16 protein-coding genes are annotated in these 19,384 nt (G+C 68.7%); 6 read left to right on the top strand and 10 right to left on the bottom strand.

Annotation, left to right across the window (positions count from 1 at the left end):
• Positions 1-96: 96 nt before the first annotated feature.
• Entirely contained in the window at positions 97-1,305 is a 1,209-nt protein-coding gene (locus CQ040_RS03805; protein ID WP_105526093.1) for a hypothetical protein, read from the bottom strand.
• 81 nt (positions 1,306-1,386) lie between these two features.
• Here CQ040_RS03805 and CQ040_RS03800 point away from each other — a divergent pair, with 81 nt between their 5' ends.
• A complete protein-coding gene (locus tag CQ040_RS03800; protein ID WP_105526092.1) occupies positions 1,387-2,736 on the top strand; it encodes a DUF222 domain-containing protein in 1,350 nt (449 codons plus the stop codon).
• 59 nt (positions 2,737-2,795) lie between these two features.
• Here CQ040_RS03800 and CQ040_RS03795 read toward each other — a convergent pair whose 3' ends face one another.
• On the bottom strand, positions 2,796-3,713 hold the full coding sequence (locus CQ040_RS03795; protein ID WP_028501077.1) for a DUF808 domain-containing protein: 918 nt from the start codon (positions 3,711-3,713) through the stop codon (positions 2,796-2,798).
• 157 nt (positions 3,714-3,870) lie between these two features.
• On the opposite strand from CQ040_RS03795, the gene msrB reads away from it, so the two are divergent.
• Together msrB and msrA are read left to right on the top strand one after the other, a co-directional pair.
• The gene (gene msrB / locus CQ040_RS03790; RefSeq protein ID WP_028501076.1) at positions 3,871-4,365 is read left to right on the top strand and encodes a peptide-methionine (R)-S-oxide reductase MsrB; all 495 of its coding nucleotides are present in this window, start codon (positions 3,871-3,873) and stop codon (positions 4,363-4,365) included.
• Positions 4,362-4,907: a peptide-methionine (S)-S-oxide reductase MsrA gene (gene msrA / locus CQ040_RS03785; protein WP_105526091.1), complete on the top strand. Its 546-nt coding sequence runs from the start codon at positions 4,362-4,364 to the stop codon at positions 4,905-4,907. Before msrB ends, msrA begins: the two co-directional genes overlap by 4 nt.
• A 57-nt stretch (positions 4,908-4,964) precedes the next feature.
• On the opposite strand, the gene CQ040_RS03780 is transcribed toward msrA, so the two are convergent.
• Positions 4,965-5,768: an alpha/beta fold hydrolase gene (locus tag CQ040_RS03780; protein ID WP_105526090.1), complete on the bottom strand. Its 804-nt coding sequence runs from the start codon at positions 5,766-5,768 to the stop codon at positions 4,965-4,967.
• Positions 5,769-5,799: 31 nt separating this feature from the next.
• Entirely contained in the window at positions 5,800-6,165 is a 366-nt protein-coding gene (locus tag CQ040_RS03775; RefSeq protein WP_105526089.1) for a DoxX family protein, read from the bottom strand.
• Positions 6,166-6,221: 56 nt separating this feature from the next.
• On the opposite strand from CQ040_RS03775, the gene CQ040_RS03770 reads away from it, so the two are divergent.
• Positions 6,222-6,710: a helix-turn-helix domain-containing protein gene (locus CQ040_RS03770; RefSeq protein ID WP_258131484.1), complete on the top strand. Its 489-nt coding sequence runs from the start codon at positions 6,222-6,224 to the stop codon at positions 6,708-6,710.
• On the opposite strand, the gene CQ040_RS03765 is transcribed toward CQ040_RS03770, so the two are convergent.
• Positions 6,694-7,995, bottom strand: a complete 1,302-nt coding sequence (locus CQ040_RS03765; protein WP_105526087.1) for an MFS transporter — start codon at positions 7,993-7,995, stop codon at positions 6,694-6,696. The two genes, CQ040_RS03770 and CQ040_RS03765, sit on opposite strands and share 17 nt — an antisense overlap.
• Before the next feature lie 50 nt (positions 7,996-8,045).
• Complete coding sequence (locus CQ040_RS03760; RefSeq protein WP_258131485.1) at positions 8,046-10,067, bottom strand: glycoside hydrolase family 3 protein; 2,022 nt, start codon at positions 10,065-10,067, stop codon at positions 8,046-8,048.
• A 122-nt stretch (positions 10,068-10,189) separates the two neighbouring features.
• Here CQ040_RS03760 and CQ040_RS03755 point away from each other — a divergent pair, with 122 nt between their 5' ends.
• Positions 10,190-10,849, top strand: coding sequence for a TetR/AcrR family transcriptional regulator (locus tag CQ040_RS03755; RefSeq protein WP_219844672.1), 660 nt, complete (start codon positions 10,190-10,192; stop codon positions 10,847-10,849).
• A 23-nt stretch (positions 10,850-10,872) separates the two neighbouring features.
• On the opposite strand, the gene CQ040_RS03750 is transcribed toward CQ040_RS03755, so the two are convergent.
• The 3 genes from CQ040_RS03750 to CQ040_RS03740 all read right to left on the bottom strand — a co-directional run bounded on the left by CQ040_RS03750 (position 10,873) and on the right by CQ040_RS03740 (position 13,492).
• Positions 10,873-11,469, bottom strand: a complete 597-nt coding sequence (locus tag CQ040_RS03750) for a hypothetical protein (protein WP_105526086.1) — start codon at positions 11,467-11,469, stop codon at positions 10,873-10,875.
• Between the two features lie 82 nt (positions 11,470-11,551).
• Positions 11,552-13,003, bottom strand: a complete 1,452-nt coding sequence (locus tag CQ040_RS03745; RefSeq protein ID WP_105526085.1) for a catalase — start codon at positions 13,001-13,003, stop codon at positions 11,552-11,554.
• Between the two features lie 66 nt (positions 13,004-13,069).
• A complete protein-coding gene (locus CQ040_RS03740; RefSeq protein WP_028501068.1) occupies positions 13,070-13,492 on the bottom strand; it encodes a Fur family transcriptional regulator in 423 nt (140 codons plus the stop codon).
• Between the two features lie 210 nt (positions 13,493-13,702).
• Here CQ040_RS03740 and CQ040_RS03735 point away from each other — a divergent pair, with 210 nt between their 5' ends.
• Positions 13,703-17,266 (top strand): GEVED domain-containing protein, encoded by a 3,564-nt coding sequence (locus CQ040_RS03735; RefSeq protein ID WP_105526084.1) that lies wholly within the window; start codon positions 13,703-13,705, stop codon positions 17,264-17,266.
• 80 nt (positions 17,267-17,346) lie between these two features.
• Here the strand turns inward: CQ040_RS03735 and CQ040_RS03730 are convergent, their stop codons facing one another.
• Complete coding sequence (locus CQ040_RS03730) at positions 17,347-19,383, bottom strand: hypothetical protein (protein ID WP_105526176.1); 2,037 nt, start codon at positions 19,381-19,383, stop codon at positions 17,347-17,349.
• Position 19,384 lies beyond the last annotated feature (1 nt).

The following is a 19,384-nucleotide window of genomic DNA, read 5'->3' as shown; positions in this document are numbered from 1 at the left end:
TTCTGCGCCTCGGGTGCGCATCCTTCGTCGGCGCTCGGGTGCGCATCGCCGACGCTAGCAGGATGCCGGGCCCCTTGGCGTGCTGCAACCGAACAGTTACGAGGGGCGGTGTGCGGGCGTCGCGCTCACGACTTCGCGCACGAGGATCGCGCGTCGCATGTCGGCCATGATCGGGTCGAAGAACCGCTCCCGGTAGCGGGCTTCGCTGACGGCTGAGAAGACGAAGGGGAGGGCTGCGATCACCGAGAGCAGTGTCGCCGCCTTGAGCAGGTTGACGGTGAGCGGCAGCTTCAGCCCGAAGAACTCCAGAGGCTGGACCGCGAGCGGCTGCGTGGCGCTGCCGGGGCCGAGCCAGATGCCGACCACACCCGTCGGGACGGTGATCCCGCCGATCACGATCAGCAGCGCCGCAAGGAGCCCGGCGAAGAACAGCGCCTGCACCAACTGCGCGATGGTCATGGCGAGCAGGATGTTGATGCGCTGCGGTGCGCGCAGTCGTCCCGGCGGGCCGGGCGCCGGGGTGCGTCCTTCGGCGGGCGTGTCGATGAGCAGCGCGGCTCGCTGCTCCGCGGTCGGCGCGTGCGCGTGGTCATCGATCTCGGAGGCGCTGACCCGCAGCACGACGATGCCGGCGAGCACTGCCACGACGAGACCGAGCAGGGCGATCGATCCCCAGGACAGCGCGGACGCCATCTGCCAGACCTCGGCCGAGAAGAAGGAGAACACGACGAGCATCAGGATCACCGGCAGGGCGATCGACGCCATGTGGCCGATCGCGGAGGCGTTGCGCACCGCGAGGCGCGAGGCCCAGGAGATCATCGCACCGCCGCCCATCCCGGTCACCAGGATGCAGAGGACGAGCACGAGGATCGTGCTGAAGACGGGGCCGACGGTCGCGTCCGGCTGAGTGCTGTAGCCGTACACGATCGTGAACGCGATGCAGCAGGCGATCAGGATGAGCGCGATCGTGGTGCCGATGCCCACGGGGAGGCGGCGCAGCAGGGTGCGCACGAGGAAGTAGGCGGCCCAGGCGAGGCCGACCGCGAGCACGAAGATCACGACGGCGAAGGGGACCAGCAAGATCTCCCACGCGGCGGAGTCGTCGTCGAGAGCGAGTTCGAAGACGACTTCGAGCCCGTCCTGGAAGAGGTACGCGGACACCGCCACCCAGGCGATCAGCGGTGCGACGCGGCGGGGGAGGTCTGTGAACCAGCGTCGCAACGGCACGAAGGTCGGGAGGCCCTGCTCGCGGAACCAGCGATCGGCATCGCGCTTCGCGCTCCGGAGCTTGGGGGAGGCAGACATGGCGATGAGACTACGGCACGGAGGCGTATCGACTTATCCACACCCCTCCAATATATCGAAGATATGTTCTAAACTGGAGGCATGGCCAACCCGCATCTGAGCCCCCTCCTCGAGGCCGTGGAGTGCCTCGAAGACGTATGGGCGGATGCATCGAACGCGGCCGACCTGAGCCGGGCGCAGCTGCTCGAGGCCCATCGTGCGATGGGACTGGTGCAGCGTCGGCTCGATGGCGTCCATGCCGAGATCGCGGCGAGCATCGCGCGCGAATCGCGACCGGAACTCGGGGCGGCGAGCCTGGCGAAGGAGCAGGGCTTCCGCAGCCCCGCGACCATGATCGCCGCGACGACAGGCGGATCGACGGGAGATGCGGTGCGCCTGGTGAAGGTGGGCGAGGCCACGGCTCCCCGGGTGAACCTGCTCGGCGAGCCGCTGCCGTCGCGGTATCCCGCGGTGCAGCGGGCGACCGGCGCCGGTGCGCTCAGCGCAGCGGCAGCGGCGTCGATCGTTACCCTGCTCGACCGGGCGCGCGTGAAGGCCGGGATCGAGCGGATCATCGAGGCCGAGCGCCTGCTCGTCGAACGTGCTGAGGGGTTGTCGCTCGACGACGTGCGAAAGCTGGTCGTGCATGCCGAGGCCTGGCTCGATCCCGACGGTGTGGCTCCGCGCGAAGACGAGGCCCGGTCGCGGCGCTCGCTGACGATGTTCGAGCGCGACGGGTCGCTGCACCTTACGCTGCAGACCGACGTCGCATCCGGCGCTCCGGTGAAGGCGGCGATCCAGGCCTACGTCACTGCGACGTTCCAGGCCAGGGCGCGCGTACTCGACCCCGAGGCGCCGGATGCCGATCGACGCACGGTGACGATGCTGCAGGCCGATGCTCTTGCGGAGATCTGCGCGCACGCGAGCGGATGCGACAACCGCGGCCTTCCGGTTTCCGGCGCGACGGTCGTGGTGCGCGTCGGACTCGACGACCTGGCCGCCGGCACCGGATTCGCGACGGTCGACGGGCTCGATCAGCCGGTCAGCATCTCCGCCTGCCGACGGATGGCGGCCGGGGGCGGCATCATCCCCGCCGTGCTGGGCGGCCGAGGCGAAATCCTCGACTGGGGACGCGAGAAGCGGCTGTTCACCCGTGCTCAGCGACTCGCGCTCGTGGAGCGTGACGGTGGCTGCGTCATGTGCGGGCTGCCTCCGCAGATGACCAGGGCGCATCACCTCCGCTGGTGGCAGCGGGATGCCGGGTCAACCGACCTCGACAACGGCGTGCTGCTCTGCGAGAGCTGTCATCACCGCATCCACGACAACGGCTGGGAGATCAGAATCGAGGGGTGCGGCTTCGCCGCACGAGTGTGGCTCATCCCTCCGCCGACCGTCGATCCGCAACGTCGACCACGACTCGGGGGCAGGGCCCGCTACGACATCGCGGCGTGAGCGAATGGGCTCCGTCGCGCAGGCTCTTCGGCCATCCAGGTTTTCCGGTGGACTCAGGCTCAGACGTGCACGTCGGCGGGGGATTCTTCGCCCTCATGGAAGCTGGGGGTCTTGCCGAAGAGGCGCGCGATGCCCAGCACGATCCCGACGACGACAAGCCCGAGTGCGAGCCCGGCGATCGCCGACACGATCGTCTCGACCACCCAGACCACGAAGCCGCCGAGGGGTTCCAGGGCACCCTCGATCGCGTGCAGCATGTCGGTGGTGAAGTGCAGCCCCACCTCGCCGAGGTTCACCAGCACGAGGTGGCCGCCGACCCAGAGCATCGCGACCGTGCCGAGGATGCTGATGAAGCGGAACACCGCGGGCATGGAGCGCACGATCCTGGTGCCGGTGTGACGCACGCGCTGCACCGGGTTCTTCGCCATCTTCAGGCCGATGTCGTCGATCTTCACGAGCAGCGCGACGGCGCCGTAGACGACACCCGTCATCAGGAGCGCGATCACGGCGAGGATCGCCAGCGTCGCCCAGATGTCGAGCCCCTTCTCGAGGCTCGCCAGCGAGATGAGCATGATCTCGGTCGAGAGGATGAGGTCGGTGCGCACCGCGCCCAGCACGAGCTTCTTCTCATCGCGCGCACCCTCGTCGGCGTGGCCGTGCTGCACGCCGAACCACTCCAGCACCTTCTCCGCACCCTCGAAGCACAGGTACGCGCCGCCGAGGATCAGCAGATACGGCAGCACCCACGGCGCGAACGCGGTCAGCAGCAGCGCTGCCGGGATGATGATCAGGAACTTGTTCGCCAGCGACCCGAGGGCGATCTTGCCGACGACGGGCAGCTCCCTGGCCGGTGTGAGGCCCTGCACGTACTGCGGGGTGACCGCGGCATCGTCGATCACGACGCCGGCCGCTTTCGCCGAGGCCTTCATCGCGGCGCTCAGGATGTCGTCGACGACGGCGAGCAGTCCTACGGACATGGGCGGTTCCCCTCGAAACGTGTGCAGTGCGGAGGCAACTCTATCGAGTCCGCCGAAACTCACAGCCCGCTCCCAGCCCTGCGGGACCAAATCGGCGGCACCCACGGTTCTCCTTCGTAGACGGCGCAGCCAGCGACGTCGGACAAGGAGTCAGATCATGTCGAACGACTACGGCAAGACCCCCGAGGCTGTCAGTGGCCTCACCCACCTGCAGTACGAGGTGACCCAGCAGGACGCGACCGAGCCTCCGTTCCGCAACGCGTACTGGAACAACCACGACGACGGCATCTACGTCGACGTCGTCTCGGGCGAGCCCCTGTTCTCCTCGACCGACAAGTTCGACAGCGGCACCGGATGGCCGAGCTTCACCAAGCCGATCGACCCGGATGCCGTGACGACCCGCACCGACCGCAAGCTGTGGATGGCGCGGACCGAGGCCCGTTCGGCGAGCGCCGACAGCCACCTCGGACACGTCTTCGACGACGGCCCCCGCGCCGAGGGTGGCCTGCGCTACTGCATGAACTCCGCGGCCCTCCGCTTCATCCCGGCTGGCAGTCTGGAAGAAGAGGGGTACGGTCGCTACAGCGCCCTCTTCGCACACCCCACCACCGACACCCCCGCAACTTCCGACACCGCTGAGGAGCAGTCATGACCGACACCGGAACCATCACCCGCACCCGTGGGACCGAGACCGCTGTGCTCGCCGGCGGCTGTTTCTGGGGCATGGAAGACCTGATCCGTCGCCAGCCCGGCGTGCTCGACACCCGCGTCGGCTACACCGGCGGGTCGAACGACCACGCGACCTACCGCAACCACCCCGGCCATGCCGAGGCCGTGGAGATCGTGTTCGACCCGACCGAGACGACCTACCGCGACATTCTCGCGTTCTTCTTCCAGATCCACGACCCGTCGACTCTTGACCGTCAGGGCAACGACGTCGGTTCGAGCTATCGCTCGGCGATCTTCCCGCTCACGCCCGAGCAGGAGACGGTTGCCCGCGACACGATCGCCGACGTCGACGCCTCCGGTCTCTGGCCCGCGAAGGCCGTGACCACGATCGAGCCGGAGGGGCCGTTCTGGCAGGCCGAGGAAGAGCACCAGGACTACCTGATCAAGTACCCCAACGGCTACACCTGTCACTTCCCGCGTGCGGGATGGGTGCTGCCCAAGCGCGACGAAGCCGCCGTCGTCTGACGCGGTTCCCTGAGTATGGCCCGGTCGCCTCTCGACCGGGCCACGTTTCTCGTCGGGCTACGCCTCCGACAGGAACGCCAGTGCTGCTTCCTTGAAGTCGCGAGAACCCGGGGCGTTGAAGTGGTTCCGGTTCGGGATCTCGAAGAACCGGCCGTCGGGGGCGGCAGATGCCAGTGCCCGCGAGCCCTCGATGATCGCGTCCTTCGATCCGGTGGCGAAGAGGATCGGGCGGGTCGGCGCATCGGCGGGATCCGGGTCGATCGTGCCCGACGAGCGCATGCCCTCCGCGAGCGCGACGAGCGCCTGCAGATCGTTGCCGGGTACGCGCTCGGTCAGCGCGATGTAGTTCTGCGTCGTGCGATCCGCGACCGGGGTGCCGTCGGCGATGTACGCCCGCACTTGGTCGAGGTCGAGCCGGGCGAGCGGGATGCCGTCGGGCACGCCACCGAGCACGGCGCGGCCGATGCGATGGGGCAGATCGCGCACGACCTCCCAGCCCACGCGGGCGCCGAGCGAGTATCCGACGTAGAAGGCGTCGTCGACGAGGTAGGTGTCCATGACCGACTCGACATCGGTCACGAGCGTGCGGATGCGGTAGCCGTCGGGGTCATGCGGCTTCTCGCTGAGCCCGTGGCCACGCTGGTCGAGCGCCAGCACCCGATAGCCGGCGCGGGTGAGTTCGCGCACCCACCCGGTGAGGACCCAGTTGTCGCGGGCATTCGAGGCGAAGCCGTGCACGATCACCACGACCGGGGCGTCGAGCTCGCCCCAGGTGTACGTCGCCAGACGGGTGCCGTCTGCGACGTGCACCTGCTGAGGCTCGGGCATGCTGGTCAGGTCTGAGAGAGGGACGGCCACCATCCCATCTTGGCCCCCTTCGCAGGCGGGAGGCTCAGAGCACGACGAGGAAGCCGAGCACCGCGCTCGCGACGCCCAGCACGGCCAGCACGAGCGCCGGGGTGGCGGATTCCTTGCGGCGCACGTGCACGACGACCGCGCCGATCATGATGATCGCGATCCCCGTGCCCGCGAGAGCGGCGAGGATCGGGGCGATCCCGGTGGCCAGAGGCAGGATGAGCCCGAACGCGCCGACGACCTCGAGGGCGGCAATGGCCTTGATCGTCCCTGCCGAGAAGTCCTCCGTCCACGCCATGCCGCGTTCGGCGAGCGTCGCCTTCGGCGTGACCAGCTTCATGAAGCCGCCGCCGAGCATGGCGAGGGCGAGCAGGCCGTTGACGATCCAGAGTGCGATGAGCATTCAAGGTTCCATTCTGTGTCTTTGTTACGATCAGTAACTAAGAATGGGGGATGCGGATGACGACTGCAAAAGGCACACCGATGTCACTGGCGCACATCGAGGAGACCGCGCTCGCCGGCTTCCCCGGATATGAGAGCTCCTGCTCGATCGATGAAGACGCCGGTCGGGCCATCCGCGAGGTGCTCGACCGCGTCGGCGACAAGTGGTCGTTGCTGGTCATCGCGACCCTCCGAGAGGATCGGCTGCGCTTCAGCGAGCTGCTCAGGCACATCCCCGGCATCTCGCAGCGGATGCTGACGCTCACCCTCCGTCAGCTGGAGCGCGACGGGCTGATCAGCCGCACCGCCTATGCCGAGGTTCCACCGCGCGTGGAGTACGAGCTGACCGAGCGCGGCGAGACACTCATCCCGATCGCGAAGACCATCGGCGACTGGGCGCTCGCGAATCATCCGGCCATCGAGGAGTCCCGCACAGAGTACGACGCGACGCACGGAGCCGCAGCTGCCGCACGTCGCGTCGTGGGTGGTGTCAGCGCGTCGACTTGATCGGCCACACGGCGAACGCTCCGAGCACCGAAAGCACGATGCCGACGGGGAAGAGCCCGGCGAACCCGAAGGCGAGAACGATCGCGCCCGCCACGCCCGGAGCAAGCGTCTGCGGCAGGGTGGCCGCGATGTTCACCACCCCGAGGTCCTTCGCGAACGACTGGGCCGACGGGAGCACCTCGCTCATCAGAGCCGTGTCGACGGCCTGGAACATGCCGAACCCGAGTCCGGCGATGAACGACATGATCATCCACGACTCGATCGTCGGGGAGATCCACGGCAGCAGCAGTGCGAGGCCGGTGACCACCGAGGAGGCGAAGACGAAGGGCTTGCGGCGTCCGAGCCGGTCGGAGAGGGGCCCCGAGATGATCGTGGAGATGAGGATGCCGGCGAGGCTGATCACACCGACCAGCGGGATGACCGTCTCCGGCTTCTCGATGTGCAGGTAGTCGGTCATGATGTACAGCTGGTAGCCGGTCACGGAGAAGTAGCCCGTGAACAGCAGCAGACGACCGAGGAAGGCCCAGAAGAAGTCGGGGTGCTTGATCGGGCTGACCCAGAACGTGCGCAGGAAAACCCCGAGGTCGAACGGCTCGGGCGTGATGCGCTCGCTCGAGTAGTCCGGGTTGAACACGAGGAACAGCGTGATGACGATCAGAGCGAAGATCGCGAAGACCACATACCCCGCGGCGATGCTGTTGAAGAACATCGAGCCGACGATCTGACCGCCGAGTGAGCCGACCATGAGGCCGATACCGGAGAGTGCGGCGAAGGTTCCGCGGCGCTTGAGGGGCACCCGGTCGGGCATCACGGCGGACAGCGGACCCTGCGCGAAGTTGTAGGCGATCTGCACGAGGGTCCACGCGATCGCGATGCCGATCAGCGAGTCGGCGAAGGCGAGGCCGACGAGGGCGAGACCGCCCGCGAGAACGCCGACGATCATCCACGGTGCTCGCCGGCCGAAGCGCGAGCGCGTCCGGTCGGAGATCTGCCCGGCGATCGGCTGCGCGATCATCGCCGCGAAGGCGCCGATCGTCGCGATGATGGCGAGGTTGGCGACCTTGTTCTCCTCGCCGAGCGCGACCGTGACCTGCTGTGGGAGGAGGATGCCGGGGACGGCTCCCCAGATCAGGAAGATGCCGAGGTTGGCGGGGATGATCCAGCCGAGCAGACGTCGGATCCCCTTGATGGGCGGGGGCGGATCGTCGTTGCCTGCTGCCGTGCGGATGAACGTCGTCTCCGTGATCGGGACGGTGCTCTCGGGAGTTGCGGGTGTTCCAGACATCGTCGTCGTGGTCCTCTCGGGTCGAGCAGAAGGGGGTCAGGCAGAGGGGGTCAGGCGGGAAGCGCCACCAGGCGGGAGCGCAGCGCGTCGATGGTCTCGGTCGGCAGGGTGGCGCCGGCGAAGCCGAGGACGGTATCGAGCGGCATGTTCTGTGCCGCGGCGAGCATGGGGTTGCCGGGCAGCTCCGGCATGATCTCGGTGATGATCGCGAGGGCGTCGGCGTCGGCGAGCACCTGGGCGACCGTCGCGCTGGCGAGATCGAAGCGTCCACCCGGCGCTGCGACATCCGTCACCTCGACGGTCGTGGAGGCCGGGTCGGGGCGAACGGCGGGGCTCCAGCCGTCATAGCGGAGCCCGTGCCCGAACGCGAAGGAGGGGTCGACCGTGTCGGACGGCACGTCGGGACGGCTCGCCGCGACGGCCTCCATCGACGACGGCACCTCGAACGGCAACGCTCCCTGCGGCTCGGCTGCACCGAACAGCACGTTCACGAGTGCCGTGTCGGAGGCGCCGTAGTTCGCGATGATCGTCGAGGCGACGTCGAGGAGAGGGGCGAGGATCGCCGGGCGGTCGAGGTATACGTCGAGGATGAGAGGCACGCGGGAGGCCAGCTCGCGCAGGTGAGCCAGCTCGTCGTCGTGGAACTCGAGCGAGCCGGCGCGGAAGAACGACTCGATGTCGGCACCGTTGCCGCGCGGCTCCCACGGGGCGTTCGTGCGCACGATCGCGACGTCGGCGCGGTCGGGGTCGGTGACCACGTCGGCCCAACCGGCGAGCTCGGCGGGCGCCAGGCCTTCGACGTATACGCTCGGACGTCCGCTCAACGGCAGCCGGGCAGCACCGCCGCCGTTCGTGAGCAGCGTGAGCGAGCGGGACTGGGCCTCGAGCCCGGCCGCGCGGGCGTCTTCCATCCCGACGATCGCGTCCGCCGCATCGGCATCCACGAAGCGCGCGTCGTCGAACAGGCCGAGGCGGAACTTCTCGCGCAGCAGCCGGCGCACCGAGGTGTCGAGGCGTGACTCGGGAACCGCGCCCGACCGCACGAGACCGATCAGCGCCTTCGGGTTGAACTCCCCGCCGAACTGATCGACACCGGCGTCGAGGGATTTGATCATCCGCTCCTCGTAGGTGAGCGACTCGACGCCCCAGAAGGTGCGGGAGAGGATGCCCCAGTCGGTGCACACGATGCCGTCGAAGCCCAGCTCGTCGCGCAGCAGGCCCTGGATGATCTGCTTGTTGAACCCGAAGCCGACCTCTTCGTACTCGGTGCCGATCGGCATGCCGTAGTAGGGCATGATCTGCGACACGCCCGCGGCCAGCAGTTCGCGGAACGGCTGCAGGTGCAGGTCGAACTGCCCACCCGGGTACACCTGCTCGCGGCCGTAGGAGAAGTGCGGGTCTTCCCCGTCGAGCTGCGGGCCGCCGCCGGGGAAGTGCTTGGCCATCGCCGAGACCGACTGGTCGCCGAGCTCCTCGCCCTGCAGCCCGAGCGTGTAGGCGACACCCAGGCGTCCGGTCACCTCGGCGCTCTGGCCGAACGTGCCGGAGGCTCGGGCCCAGCGCGGCTCGGTCGCGAGATCGATCTGGGGGTGCAGGGCGGTGCGGATGCCGACGGCCAGGTATTCGCGGCGCACCACCTCGGCGAAGCGGCGGGTGAGTGCGGGGTCGTCGAGGGCGCCGAAGCCCAGGAACTCCGGCCACTGCGAGAAGGGGCCGGCGATGAGGGCGGCGGCCGGGTTGTTCGAGAACGAGTGGCGCGGATCGCTCGACAGCGAGAACGGGATGCCGAGCCCGTGCTGGCGCGCCTCGTCCTGAACCGTGTTGTGCCAGGCGGCGATCTCCCGCGCGGACGGCGCCTGCAGGATGTTCACGTGCGTGATGCCGCGGTCGATGATGGTGCGCATCGACGGGGATCCGAACAGGCCAGGGGCGTCGAGGTCGTCGCCGAGGGTCGCCATCGGCTGGAACATCTGCCCGGCCTTGTCCTCGAGTGTCATCCGGGAGAGGAGGTCGTCGACACGCTGGTCGACGGGCAGGGTGCGGTCCTGGTACGGGTGCGCGGTCTCGCTCACGGGAACTCCTTCGTTCGGGTACGACGGCCTCGATCGGGCGGCGGAGCGATTCCGACACCGGCGTCGGGTTAAATATCTACACTTGTGTCGGTTTTGTCAAGAGCGGTGCTACGGTTTTCCCCATGGCCGATGCGACGATGCTCCGAGGGCGCGGATACGCGAACGGTCGTGCCCGCCGCGAGGAGATCATCCGCGTCGCCTCCCACCACTTCGCCGAACGCGGCTTCCTCTCGGCGACCATCCTCGAGATCGCTGCCGTGTGCGGAATCTCGCGCGCAGGGCTCCTGCACCACTTCGCCGACAAAGAGGCCTTGCTCGAAGCCGTGCTCGAAGCACGCGACATCGAGGATCGCGAACGCTTCCGCCCGTACGCCCGAGGTTTCGGCGGCATGGGAGTGCTGCGCGGCATGGTCGACCTCGCCGACCACAACCGGCTCGTGCCGGGCCTGATCGAGCTGTTCGTGCGGCTGTCTTCCGAGGCCTCGGCCGCCGATCACCCCGCACACGAGTACTTCCGCCGCCGCTACGAACGGATCCGTGCCGGCACGGGCCGTGCGATCGCGCTCGCCGTCGAAGCAGGGCAGCTGCATTCGGGTCTCGAACCGGATGATGCCGCGTTGCGCCTCACGGCGACGATGGACGGCCTGCAGACCCAATGGCTGTTTGACCGTTCGATAGACATGGCCGACGCCCTCCGCGCGATGCTGCGGGAGTGGATGACTCCCGAGGGTGAGGCGGCGTTCGAGGCGATCATCCCGGAGGCGGAGCCGGTCGGCGCCTGAACAGGGGCCGCAGCCGGGCTATCTCACTCGGCCTCTGCGGCTCCCGCGGTCACCGAGGCCAACTCGGCTCCGTCGAGCAGGGCGTGCTCCGGCAGGGCGAGCCGGAGGGCAGCGAGGATGCGTTCGGCCGAAGGGCCGCTGAAGACGTAGACGGGGCCGTCCGCTCCGGAGTAGGTCTCGTCGTGCCAGCCGATGGTGCCGGAGCCCAGTGCCTCTTGGAGGGCTGTGGTCAGGTCGACTTCTTCCGCAGCTGACGCGTCGTCGATGCGCGTGCGCAGCAGTACGAACTCGCTCGACCCCACGGGGTGCTTCACGCCGTCGAGGGTGACCCAGGAGCCTCGCGCGATGCCGTTGTCGTCGAGCACGCCGATGAGGGCGGCAAGGACCCGGTCGATGTCGGCCGTCGTGACCTCGAGCTCGATGTCGCACGAGACCGGCTCGCCGTCCGGGGACAGCCCGGTGCCGCCGCCGATGATCCGCGCAGTCGCATCGAGCTGCGGCAGCAGAGTCCCGACGATCCCGTCTTCCTGGGCATGTCGGGTGATCGGTGAGACCGGTTGTGCGAAGTGGATGATCACGCGGTGAAGCGCAGGCTTCGGCTTCCGGGAGAACAGTGCCATGCCGCAACGCTAGCAGCGGCGATGCGGCCTCCCGGAGACGAGATGTCGTCCGGGAGGCCGCATGGCAAGGCGATCGTGCGGATCAGACCCGGTCGCGCAGCGCGGCGCCGAGACCTGCGTCCACGTTCGTCCAGTACTGGAAGAACCGCTCGCGGATGGCGTCGACGGTGATGGAGCGTCCCTGACCGGTGAGGGTCTCCAGGAACCGTGCCCGCTGCTCGTCGTCGAACACCTCGCGGTAGAGCGTGCCGGGCTGGCCGAAGTCGTCATCCTCGGCGTGCAGCGTGGCGGCCGAACGCACGAGCTCGCCGTCGGCTTCCCAGTTCGCTTCGATCCCCTTCGCCGGGTCGGCCTCCGGGCCGCCTGCTGCGCCGAAGGAGTTCGGCTGGTAGGTGCGGTGCGCTGCGTCGCTGTGCTGATACCGCATCGCGCCCTCGTGCTGGTAGTTGCGAGCTTCGGCGGCGTGCGGCTGGTTCACCGGCAACTGGTTGTAGTTCGCGCCGATGCGGTGGCGCTGCGCGTCGGGGTAGGCGAAGATCCGGCCCATCAGCATCTTGTCCGGCGAGATGCCGGTGCCGGGCACCTGGTTCCCCGGCGAGAAGCCGGCCTGCTCGATCTCGGCGAAGAAGTTCTCCGGATTCCGGTTCAGGGTCAGCGTGCCGACCTTGATGCGCGGGTAGTCCTTGAGCGAGATGGTCTTCGTCAGATCGAACGGGTTGAAGCGGTACGTCTTCGCCTCGGCGTAGGGCATGATCTGCACGTAGAGGTCCCACGAGGGGTGATCGCCGCGTGCGATCGCATCGAACAGGTCGCGCCGATAGTGGTCGGCGTCTGATCCGGCGAGCTGCTGCGCCTCGTCGGGGCTCATCGCCTCGACGCCCTGGTGCGACACGAAGTGGTAGCGCACCCAGAAGAGCTCGCCCGCCGCGTTCACCCAGGAATAGGTGTGCGAGCCGTAGCCGTTCATGTGCCGCCAGCTCAGCGGGAGGCCGCGATCGCCCATGAGGTAGGTCACCTGGTGCGCGGTCTCCGGCGACAGCGTCCAGAAGTCCCACTGCATGTCGGGGTCGCGCAGGCCAGAGTCGCCCAGACGCTTCTGCGAGTGGATGAAGTCCGGGAACTTGATCGCGTCGCGCAGGAAGAAGGTGGGCGTGTTGTTGCCGACGATGTCGAAGTTGCCCTCTTCCGAATACATGCGAAGCGAGAATCCGCGCACGTCGCGCCAGGTGTCGGGAGAGCCCTGCTCTCCGGCGACGGAGGAGAAGCGGATGAGCGTCTCGCTCGTCGCGCCCGGCTGGAAGACTGCCGCCCGGGTGTATGCCGACACGTCTTCCGTGACGACGAACTCGCCGAAAGCGCCGCCGCCCTTGGCGTGCGGGTTTCGCTCCGGCACGCGCTCCCGGTTGAAGGCGGCGATCTTCTCGACCAGGTAGTGGTCGTGGAGGACCGTGGGGCCGTCGGCGCCGACGGTGAGCGAGTGGGTGTCACTCGCGATCGGGGCTCCGGCCTGTGTGGTGGTGGCAGGTTTCGTCATGGTGTTCTCCTTCTCCCCGCAGGCGCAACGAATACCCCCATCCGGGGACGGGGGTTCGGCGGACTGCTACTGCGCGGCGTTTTGGCAACTGGGGCACAGGCCCCAGAAGGTGACTTCGGCTGTCTGGACGGTGAATCCCCCCGTCGATGACGGGGTGAGACACGGAGCTTCACCCACGACGCAGTCCACATCGCCGACGGCACCGCAGGAGGTGCAGACGACGTGGTGGTGGTTGTCGTGGATGCGCCGCTCGTAGAGCGCCGCGGAGCCTGCCGGTTCGATCCGGCGGATGAGATCCGCCGTCGTCAGGTCCGCGAGGATGTTGTGCACCGACTGGATCGACGTGGTCGGGAGCACTTCGGATACGGCGCGGTAGATCCGTTCCGCATCTGTATGGGCCATGGAATCCAGCGCCTCGAGTACGGCGACGCGGCCCGCGGTCGCCCGAAGCCCGGCGTTGCGAAGCGCCGAGTCGAGTTCTGTCTCCATGAACGAGAGCCTACGCCTTTATTTGAGTAACTCAAAAGAAAGAATACCGGCATGCGATCCGGCCGTTGTCGACGGACCCAGGTTTTCCGTGGTCGGGGGCGAAAAAGATGGGCTTGGGTTCCGGTCGCCCCTCGGATATTCTAAGCAAAATCACAGCTTGCAGAATATTGGTCTGAGCGATGCCCGCCCAGGCGATGCCGAGGGGGGCTCATGCAGATTCCGGCCAGCACGCGGTTCAAGATCAGAGGTCGTCGTCCTCAACAGCGCGGGTCCTGGTCGTCCCGCGTGCGGCCCGCGGATGCGCGCCGGAAGTCATGGGCCGTCGCCGCACTGTTGACTCTCGTGCTCACCGCTCTGGTCGTTCCTGCGTCGCCGGCGACGGCCGCTCCGGGCGATGCCGCCCAGCTGTACCTCGGCCCGTCGACCGAGGCAGCCACGGTCGGCTCGGACAAAGACCTCACAGCACCGACGGAGTGTCCGTCCAACTCCGTACTCACCGGAGTGCAGACGGAGAACCGTGACGCCAGCCAGCCGGGCGGCGCCAACTCCATCCTCGTGCGGTTCAGCATCCAGTGCTCGACCATCACCGTGAACAATGCCGGGATCGTCACCGGCACCGTGAATCCGACGTGGATCACGGGCCCCACCTGGGATAACAGCCGCGGCAACGTGCAGACCGGCACTTGCCCGGCCAACACCTTCGTGCACCGGATCACCGGCACCACCTTCGTAGGCAACGGCGCCGACCGCTGGCCGTCGTCCGTGCAGATCACCTGTCGCCCGATGACTCTGGCGCCGGCGGGCGCGATCCGCATCGATCTGGCCGCCACCCCGACCGTCATCACCATCGGTGAGAACTTCAACACCACCGGCGGCCTCGACACCCCGACCCCGCGCTGTGGTCCCGCAGCCACCACCGGAACGAGCGACATCGTCGTGCGCGGCTACCGTGCTCAGGGCGGCGGCGAGGGCATCGACGGGTTCAACCCCTCCTGCGCCACCATCCCCGATGACTTCGGCGATGCTCCCGCCAGCTATGGCGTCGTCTCGCACGAGCTGAACGCCGCGACCTACCTCGGCTGGTCGGCCGACACCGAGGCGGCGATGCAGTTCAGCCCCACCGCGACAGGCGACAACCAGGTCGGTGGCACCGCGCCGAACCAGTTCATCAACGACGAGAACGGCGTCGCGACCCTCGGCCCGATCACGGCCGGGATCACCGGCAGTTACTCGGTATCGGTGCTGGCCTCGAACAAGGTGGAAGGCCAGGCGGCGACGCTCGTCGGCTGGGTCGACTTCAACCGCAACGGCGTCTTCGACACGAACGAGGGAGCATCCGTCGTCGTCCCCGCTGACACGCCGGATGGAACGTCGGTGACTCTCAACTGGTCGGGCATCATCGCGCAGACGGTCGCCGGTGCGACCTTCGCCCGATTCCGGATCGAGACCGGCACCGGCTTGACGACATCCACGCCCACGGGTGCCGGAGCCCCCGGCGAGGTGGAGGACTATGCCCTCACCATCGCCGCGGCGACCCCGGGGGTGTCGCTGTTCAAGTCCGCGTCGCCGTCTGGGCCGGATGACTTCAACGTCGGGCAGGTCATCGACTACACGTTCGTGGTCACGAACACGGGCGACGTGCCCCTCACCGACATCTCCGTCGACGAGACCGCGTTCACCGGTTCCGGGACCATGACGACGCCGGTCTGTCCGACCGCTCCGCTCGCTCCCGGAGCGCAGGCGACCTGCACCGCGAGCTACACGCTCACTCAGGCCGACATCGACAGCGGCTCCCTCTCGAACACCGCGACCGCGACGGGTGTCCCCCCGGGCATCCTCGTCCCTCCCGTCTCCCCGCCATCGACCGTGAACGTGCCGGCGACGGCCACCTCCGCGCTCACTCTCGTGAAGAGCGCCGACACCACGGAGATCACGGCAGCGGGACAGGCGATCGCCTACTCGTTCCAGGTGATCAACTCCGGCAATGTCACGCTCACGAACGTCACGGTCGACGAGACGGCCTTCTCCGGTACCGGAACACCGCCGGCCATCACCTGCCCGGCGGGTGCCGCCTCGATGATCCCGGGCGCGCAGATCACATGCACGGCGACCTATACGGCGACAGCCGCTGACTACAACTCCGATTCCCTCGACAACACGGCCACCGCGACCGGCACTCCGCCCTCGGGCACACCGCCGGTGTCTCCGCCGTCGACCGTCGAGATCCCCGTCGTCTCGACACCGGGGCTGACCGTGGCGAAGACGGCCGACCGCACTCAGATCACGGCGGCGGGCGAGACGATCAACTATTCGTTCCTGGTGACGAACACCGGCAACGTCACGCTCACGGGCGTGACCGTGACCGAGACGGCGTTCACCGGAACGGGGACGCCTCCGGTGGTCACGTGCCCTGCCGGCGCGGCATCGCTCGCGGCAGGGGCGACCGTCACCTGCACGGCTTCCTACGTGGTGACCCAGGCCGATATCGATGCCGGAGGAGTGAGCAACACGGCGACGACCACCGGCAATCCGCCGACGGGTGAGCCTCCGGTGTCTCCGCCGTCGACCGTCGTCGTCCCGCCGAACCCCGTGCCCGGCATCAGCGTCGTCAAGTCGGCGAGCCCGAACACTCCTGACGCCTACCAGGTCGGACAGGAGATCACCTACTCCTTCGTGGTCACCAACACCGGCAACGTCACTCTCGCGAACGTGACCGTGAACGAGGAGGACTTCTCCGGTTCGGGAACGCTGTCTCCGGTCGTGTGCCCGGCCGGCGCGGCCTCCCTGGCGCCGAGCGTGCAGATTGTCTGCACCGCGACCTACGTGCTGACCCAGGCGGATGTGAATGCGGGGCAGGTCACCAACAGCGCGACAGCGACCGGGGTTCCGCCCGGTGGTCTCGTTCCTCCGGTCTCACCGCCTTCTGAGACCGAAGTACCCATCGTCCCGGCTCCTGCGATCAGCATCGTGAAGTCGGCGACACCTGCGACGATGACGGCCGTGGGCCAGACGCTCGCCTACTCGTTCGTGGTCACGAACACCGGCAACGTCACCCTCACCGACGTGACGGTCGACGAGACGGCGTTCTCCGGCTCCGGGTCACTGTCGGCGATCGAGTGCCCGGCGGGGGCTGCGAGCATGCTGCCCGGTCAGATCGTCACCTGCACGGCGGAGTATCAGACGACGCAGGCCGACGTCGACTCGGGTCTTCTGACGAACACCGCCATCGCCACCGGCACTCCGCCGTCGGGCCAGCCCCCGGTTTCGCCGCCTTCGACGGTCGAGGTCCCGTTCGACGGCCCCAACTCGCTCACGCTCGAGAAGCGCGCGAATCCGGTCGACGTCAACGGCAACGGCGTCATCGACCCCGGTGACCGCATCGAGTGGACGATCATCGTGACGAACACCGGTGCGCAGACCATCGACGACATCGTGGTCAGCGACCCCACGGCTGGTCCGGTCACGTGTCCCGCCACGAGCCTCGGATCCGGAGCGCAGATGACCTGCACGGTGCCTTCGCACACCGTCACCACCGCCGACGTCGGTCGTGGACAGGTGCGGAACGTGGCCACCGCCACAGGCGTCCCGCCCGGGGGAGGGACGATCGTTCCGCCTCCGTCTGAGACGACCACGCGGGTGTTCCCGCCGCCGCCGCCCACACTGGCGGTGACCGGTGGCGTGCTTTCGGGCGGTCTGCTGCTGGGTGGGCTGATGCTCTTCGCGGGAGGGATGCTCCTCCCCGCCATCCGTCGTCGTCGACAGCTGCAGGACTAGGCAACAGGCAATGCCCCGACGAGCTCTTCTGCTCGTCGGGGCACTGTCATGGTCGGCGTGGATCGGCCGAGGGGTGAGGGTCAGCTACGAGTAACGGTGAAGCCGGTGCCGCGCACCCGCACCTTCCCGCTCTGCGCCGCGTTGCCGCGCGGCGAGCCGTCTGCGTCGTAGGCGCGCCCGGTGCCTGGCGCGAGCGGTGGGACCCGCTGATCCTGGCGGGCGCCGTTGGCGTAGAGCACGGCGGAGCCTGAGCGCGTCGAATACACCGCGCTCGCGATCCGCGGCTGGATCAGCAGGGCATCGAGGCGCACATCGCCGCGACTCGTGCAGCGCACCGTCACCGCCGTCTCCGGCAGATCGCCACCGAGGAGCTCCGGCACGAGCATCCCGTCGGCCTCGGTGAGGCCGCGGTCTCCGGTCGAGCCCGCCGCAGTGCGGGTCTTCCACAGTCGACGGCGTCCGCGGAGCACCTCCCACTCGGCCTCGCCCGCATCTGCCGCCTGCCGCCACACGACACCGTGCAGGATGCCGCCGGACTCGGTCACGTCGAACTCGACCCACTCACCGCGGGGGATGCGCACGTAGGCGCCGCCTGACAGGTTCCCCTCGCCCGTCCATGCTCCGCCGTCCGGCCGCTCCACCACGCATCCGGGGGAGAGTCGCGCGGTCTCGGCATCGATGACGCGCAGGCCGGTGTTCGCGGTGAGACCGGTGATCGAGGTTGCCAGGTCGGCCACGTCGCGGTTCGCGTCGAGCAGCTGCATCGTCAACAGGCCATGGATCGTCGACTCGGCGCCCGAGTTGCGGTTCACCCGTCCGTCGGTCTCGACTCCATCGAAGGTGACGCCCGTCGCTGCGTCGTACACCGGGATGCCGGCCGTGTTCGCGCCGAAGAACCATCCGGCGGCGAGTCCGGCGAGCACGCGGAGCCCTTCCCCTCCGACCGCAGACGCCTGGAGCGCGCCGGCCACGCGGCCGTGCGCGCCGTACGCGATCTGCGCCTCGGCCGGAAGCGGCGCCCACGCGTTGTGGGGCCCGCCCGATGCCAGCACCTGCGGGGTGAAGCGTCCGGCATCCGAGAGCGCTGCGGCTGACCAGTCTCGACGCCGGAGCAGTGCCCCGGCTCTGGCCAGTGCCTCCGGAGCCGCCGCACCCCACGCGTGCCAGAACCCGAGCGAACCCGTCCACGGCAGCACGGCACCGAACGGCCAGCCCCGCGCGGGGTCGGTCGACATCGCGGCCACGCCCTCACCGTACGACTGCAGGGCCGTCCGGCTGCGGGAGTCCCCGGCCTCGGTGGCGGCAGCGAGACCGAGCATGGCCTCGGCCGTGGCATCCGCCCCTCCGGCGATCAGCCAGGCGGGGAGACGCCGTCCGTCGCTCTGCACCCATTGGCCGGCGCGGGAGAGCGACTCGAGGCCCAGCGCGTCGAGGCACAGGTGCAGCCTCGCGAGGAGGAATGCCGCGAACTCCGGGTCGTCGCGACGGAAGGCCGCGTAGCCCTCGCCGAAGGCCCAGACCGAGCGGGCGAGCCAGTACGACTCCGCCGAGTCCGAGGGGTCGGGCAGCTCGACGGGGACGGCGCTGGGGGTCAGGGTGCCGTCCTCCTGCTGCCACAGCACCACGCGCCCGGCATTCGGCCCGGATGCCGTCTGCAGGAATGCGAGCGAACGGAGCACGTCTCTGGCCTCGTCGCGGCTCTGCGCGTCGCCGGTGGCCTTCCACTCGCGGACGAACACGACGGCGGCGCGCGCGATGTCGTCGGCGTTGTACGCGCCCTGCGACCAGTATCCGGTCAGCGCATCGCGGGTGCCGCCGCCCACTGGTCGATAGCCGCCGGCACCGTCGGTATCGGCGTAGGTCCAGGGTGCGCGGACCGTGGGCTGCGCCTCGATCCCGAACGTCGTGTGGGTCGCGCTCGCGACGACCGGAACATCGGCGAGGAGGAATCGCAGGTGGGCGAGGTTCGTCAGTCGTGGTCGGCGCGCGGCCTCGAACGGCCGCGTCGCCGTGCCGGGCGCAGCGCTCGTCGCGCCCATGGCGGCATCGACGGGGAGGAGAGCGAGCGCGGAGGCTGCCGCCGTGAACGTCAGGAAGGTGCGTCGGGAGGCGTCCATG

The sequence above is a fragment of the Microbacterium sp. MYb54 genome (genome assembly GCF_002979515.1).
Classification (GTDB): domain Bacteria; phylum Actinomycetota; class Actinomycetes; order Actinomycetales; family Microbacteriaceae; genus Microbacterium.
The sequence above is the reverse complement of the archived record's forward strand: the minus strand, read 5'-3'. Positions and strand labels throughout refer to the sequence as shown.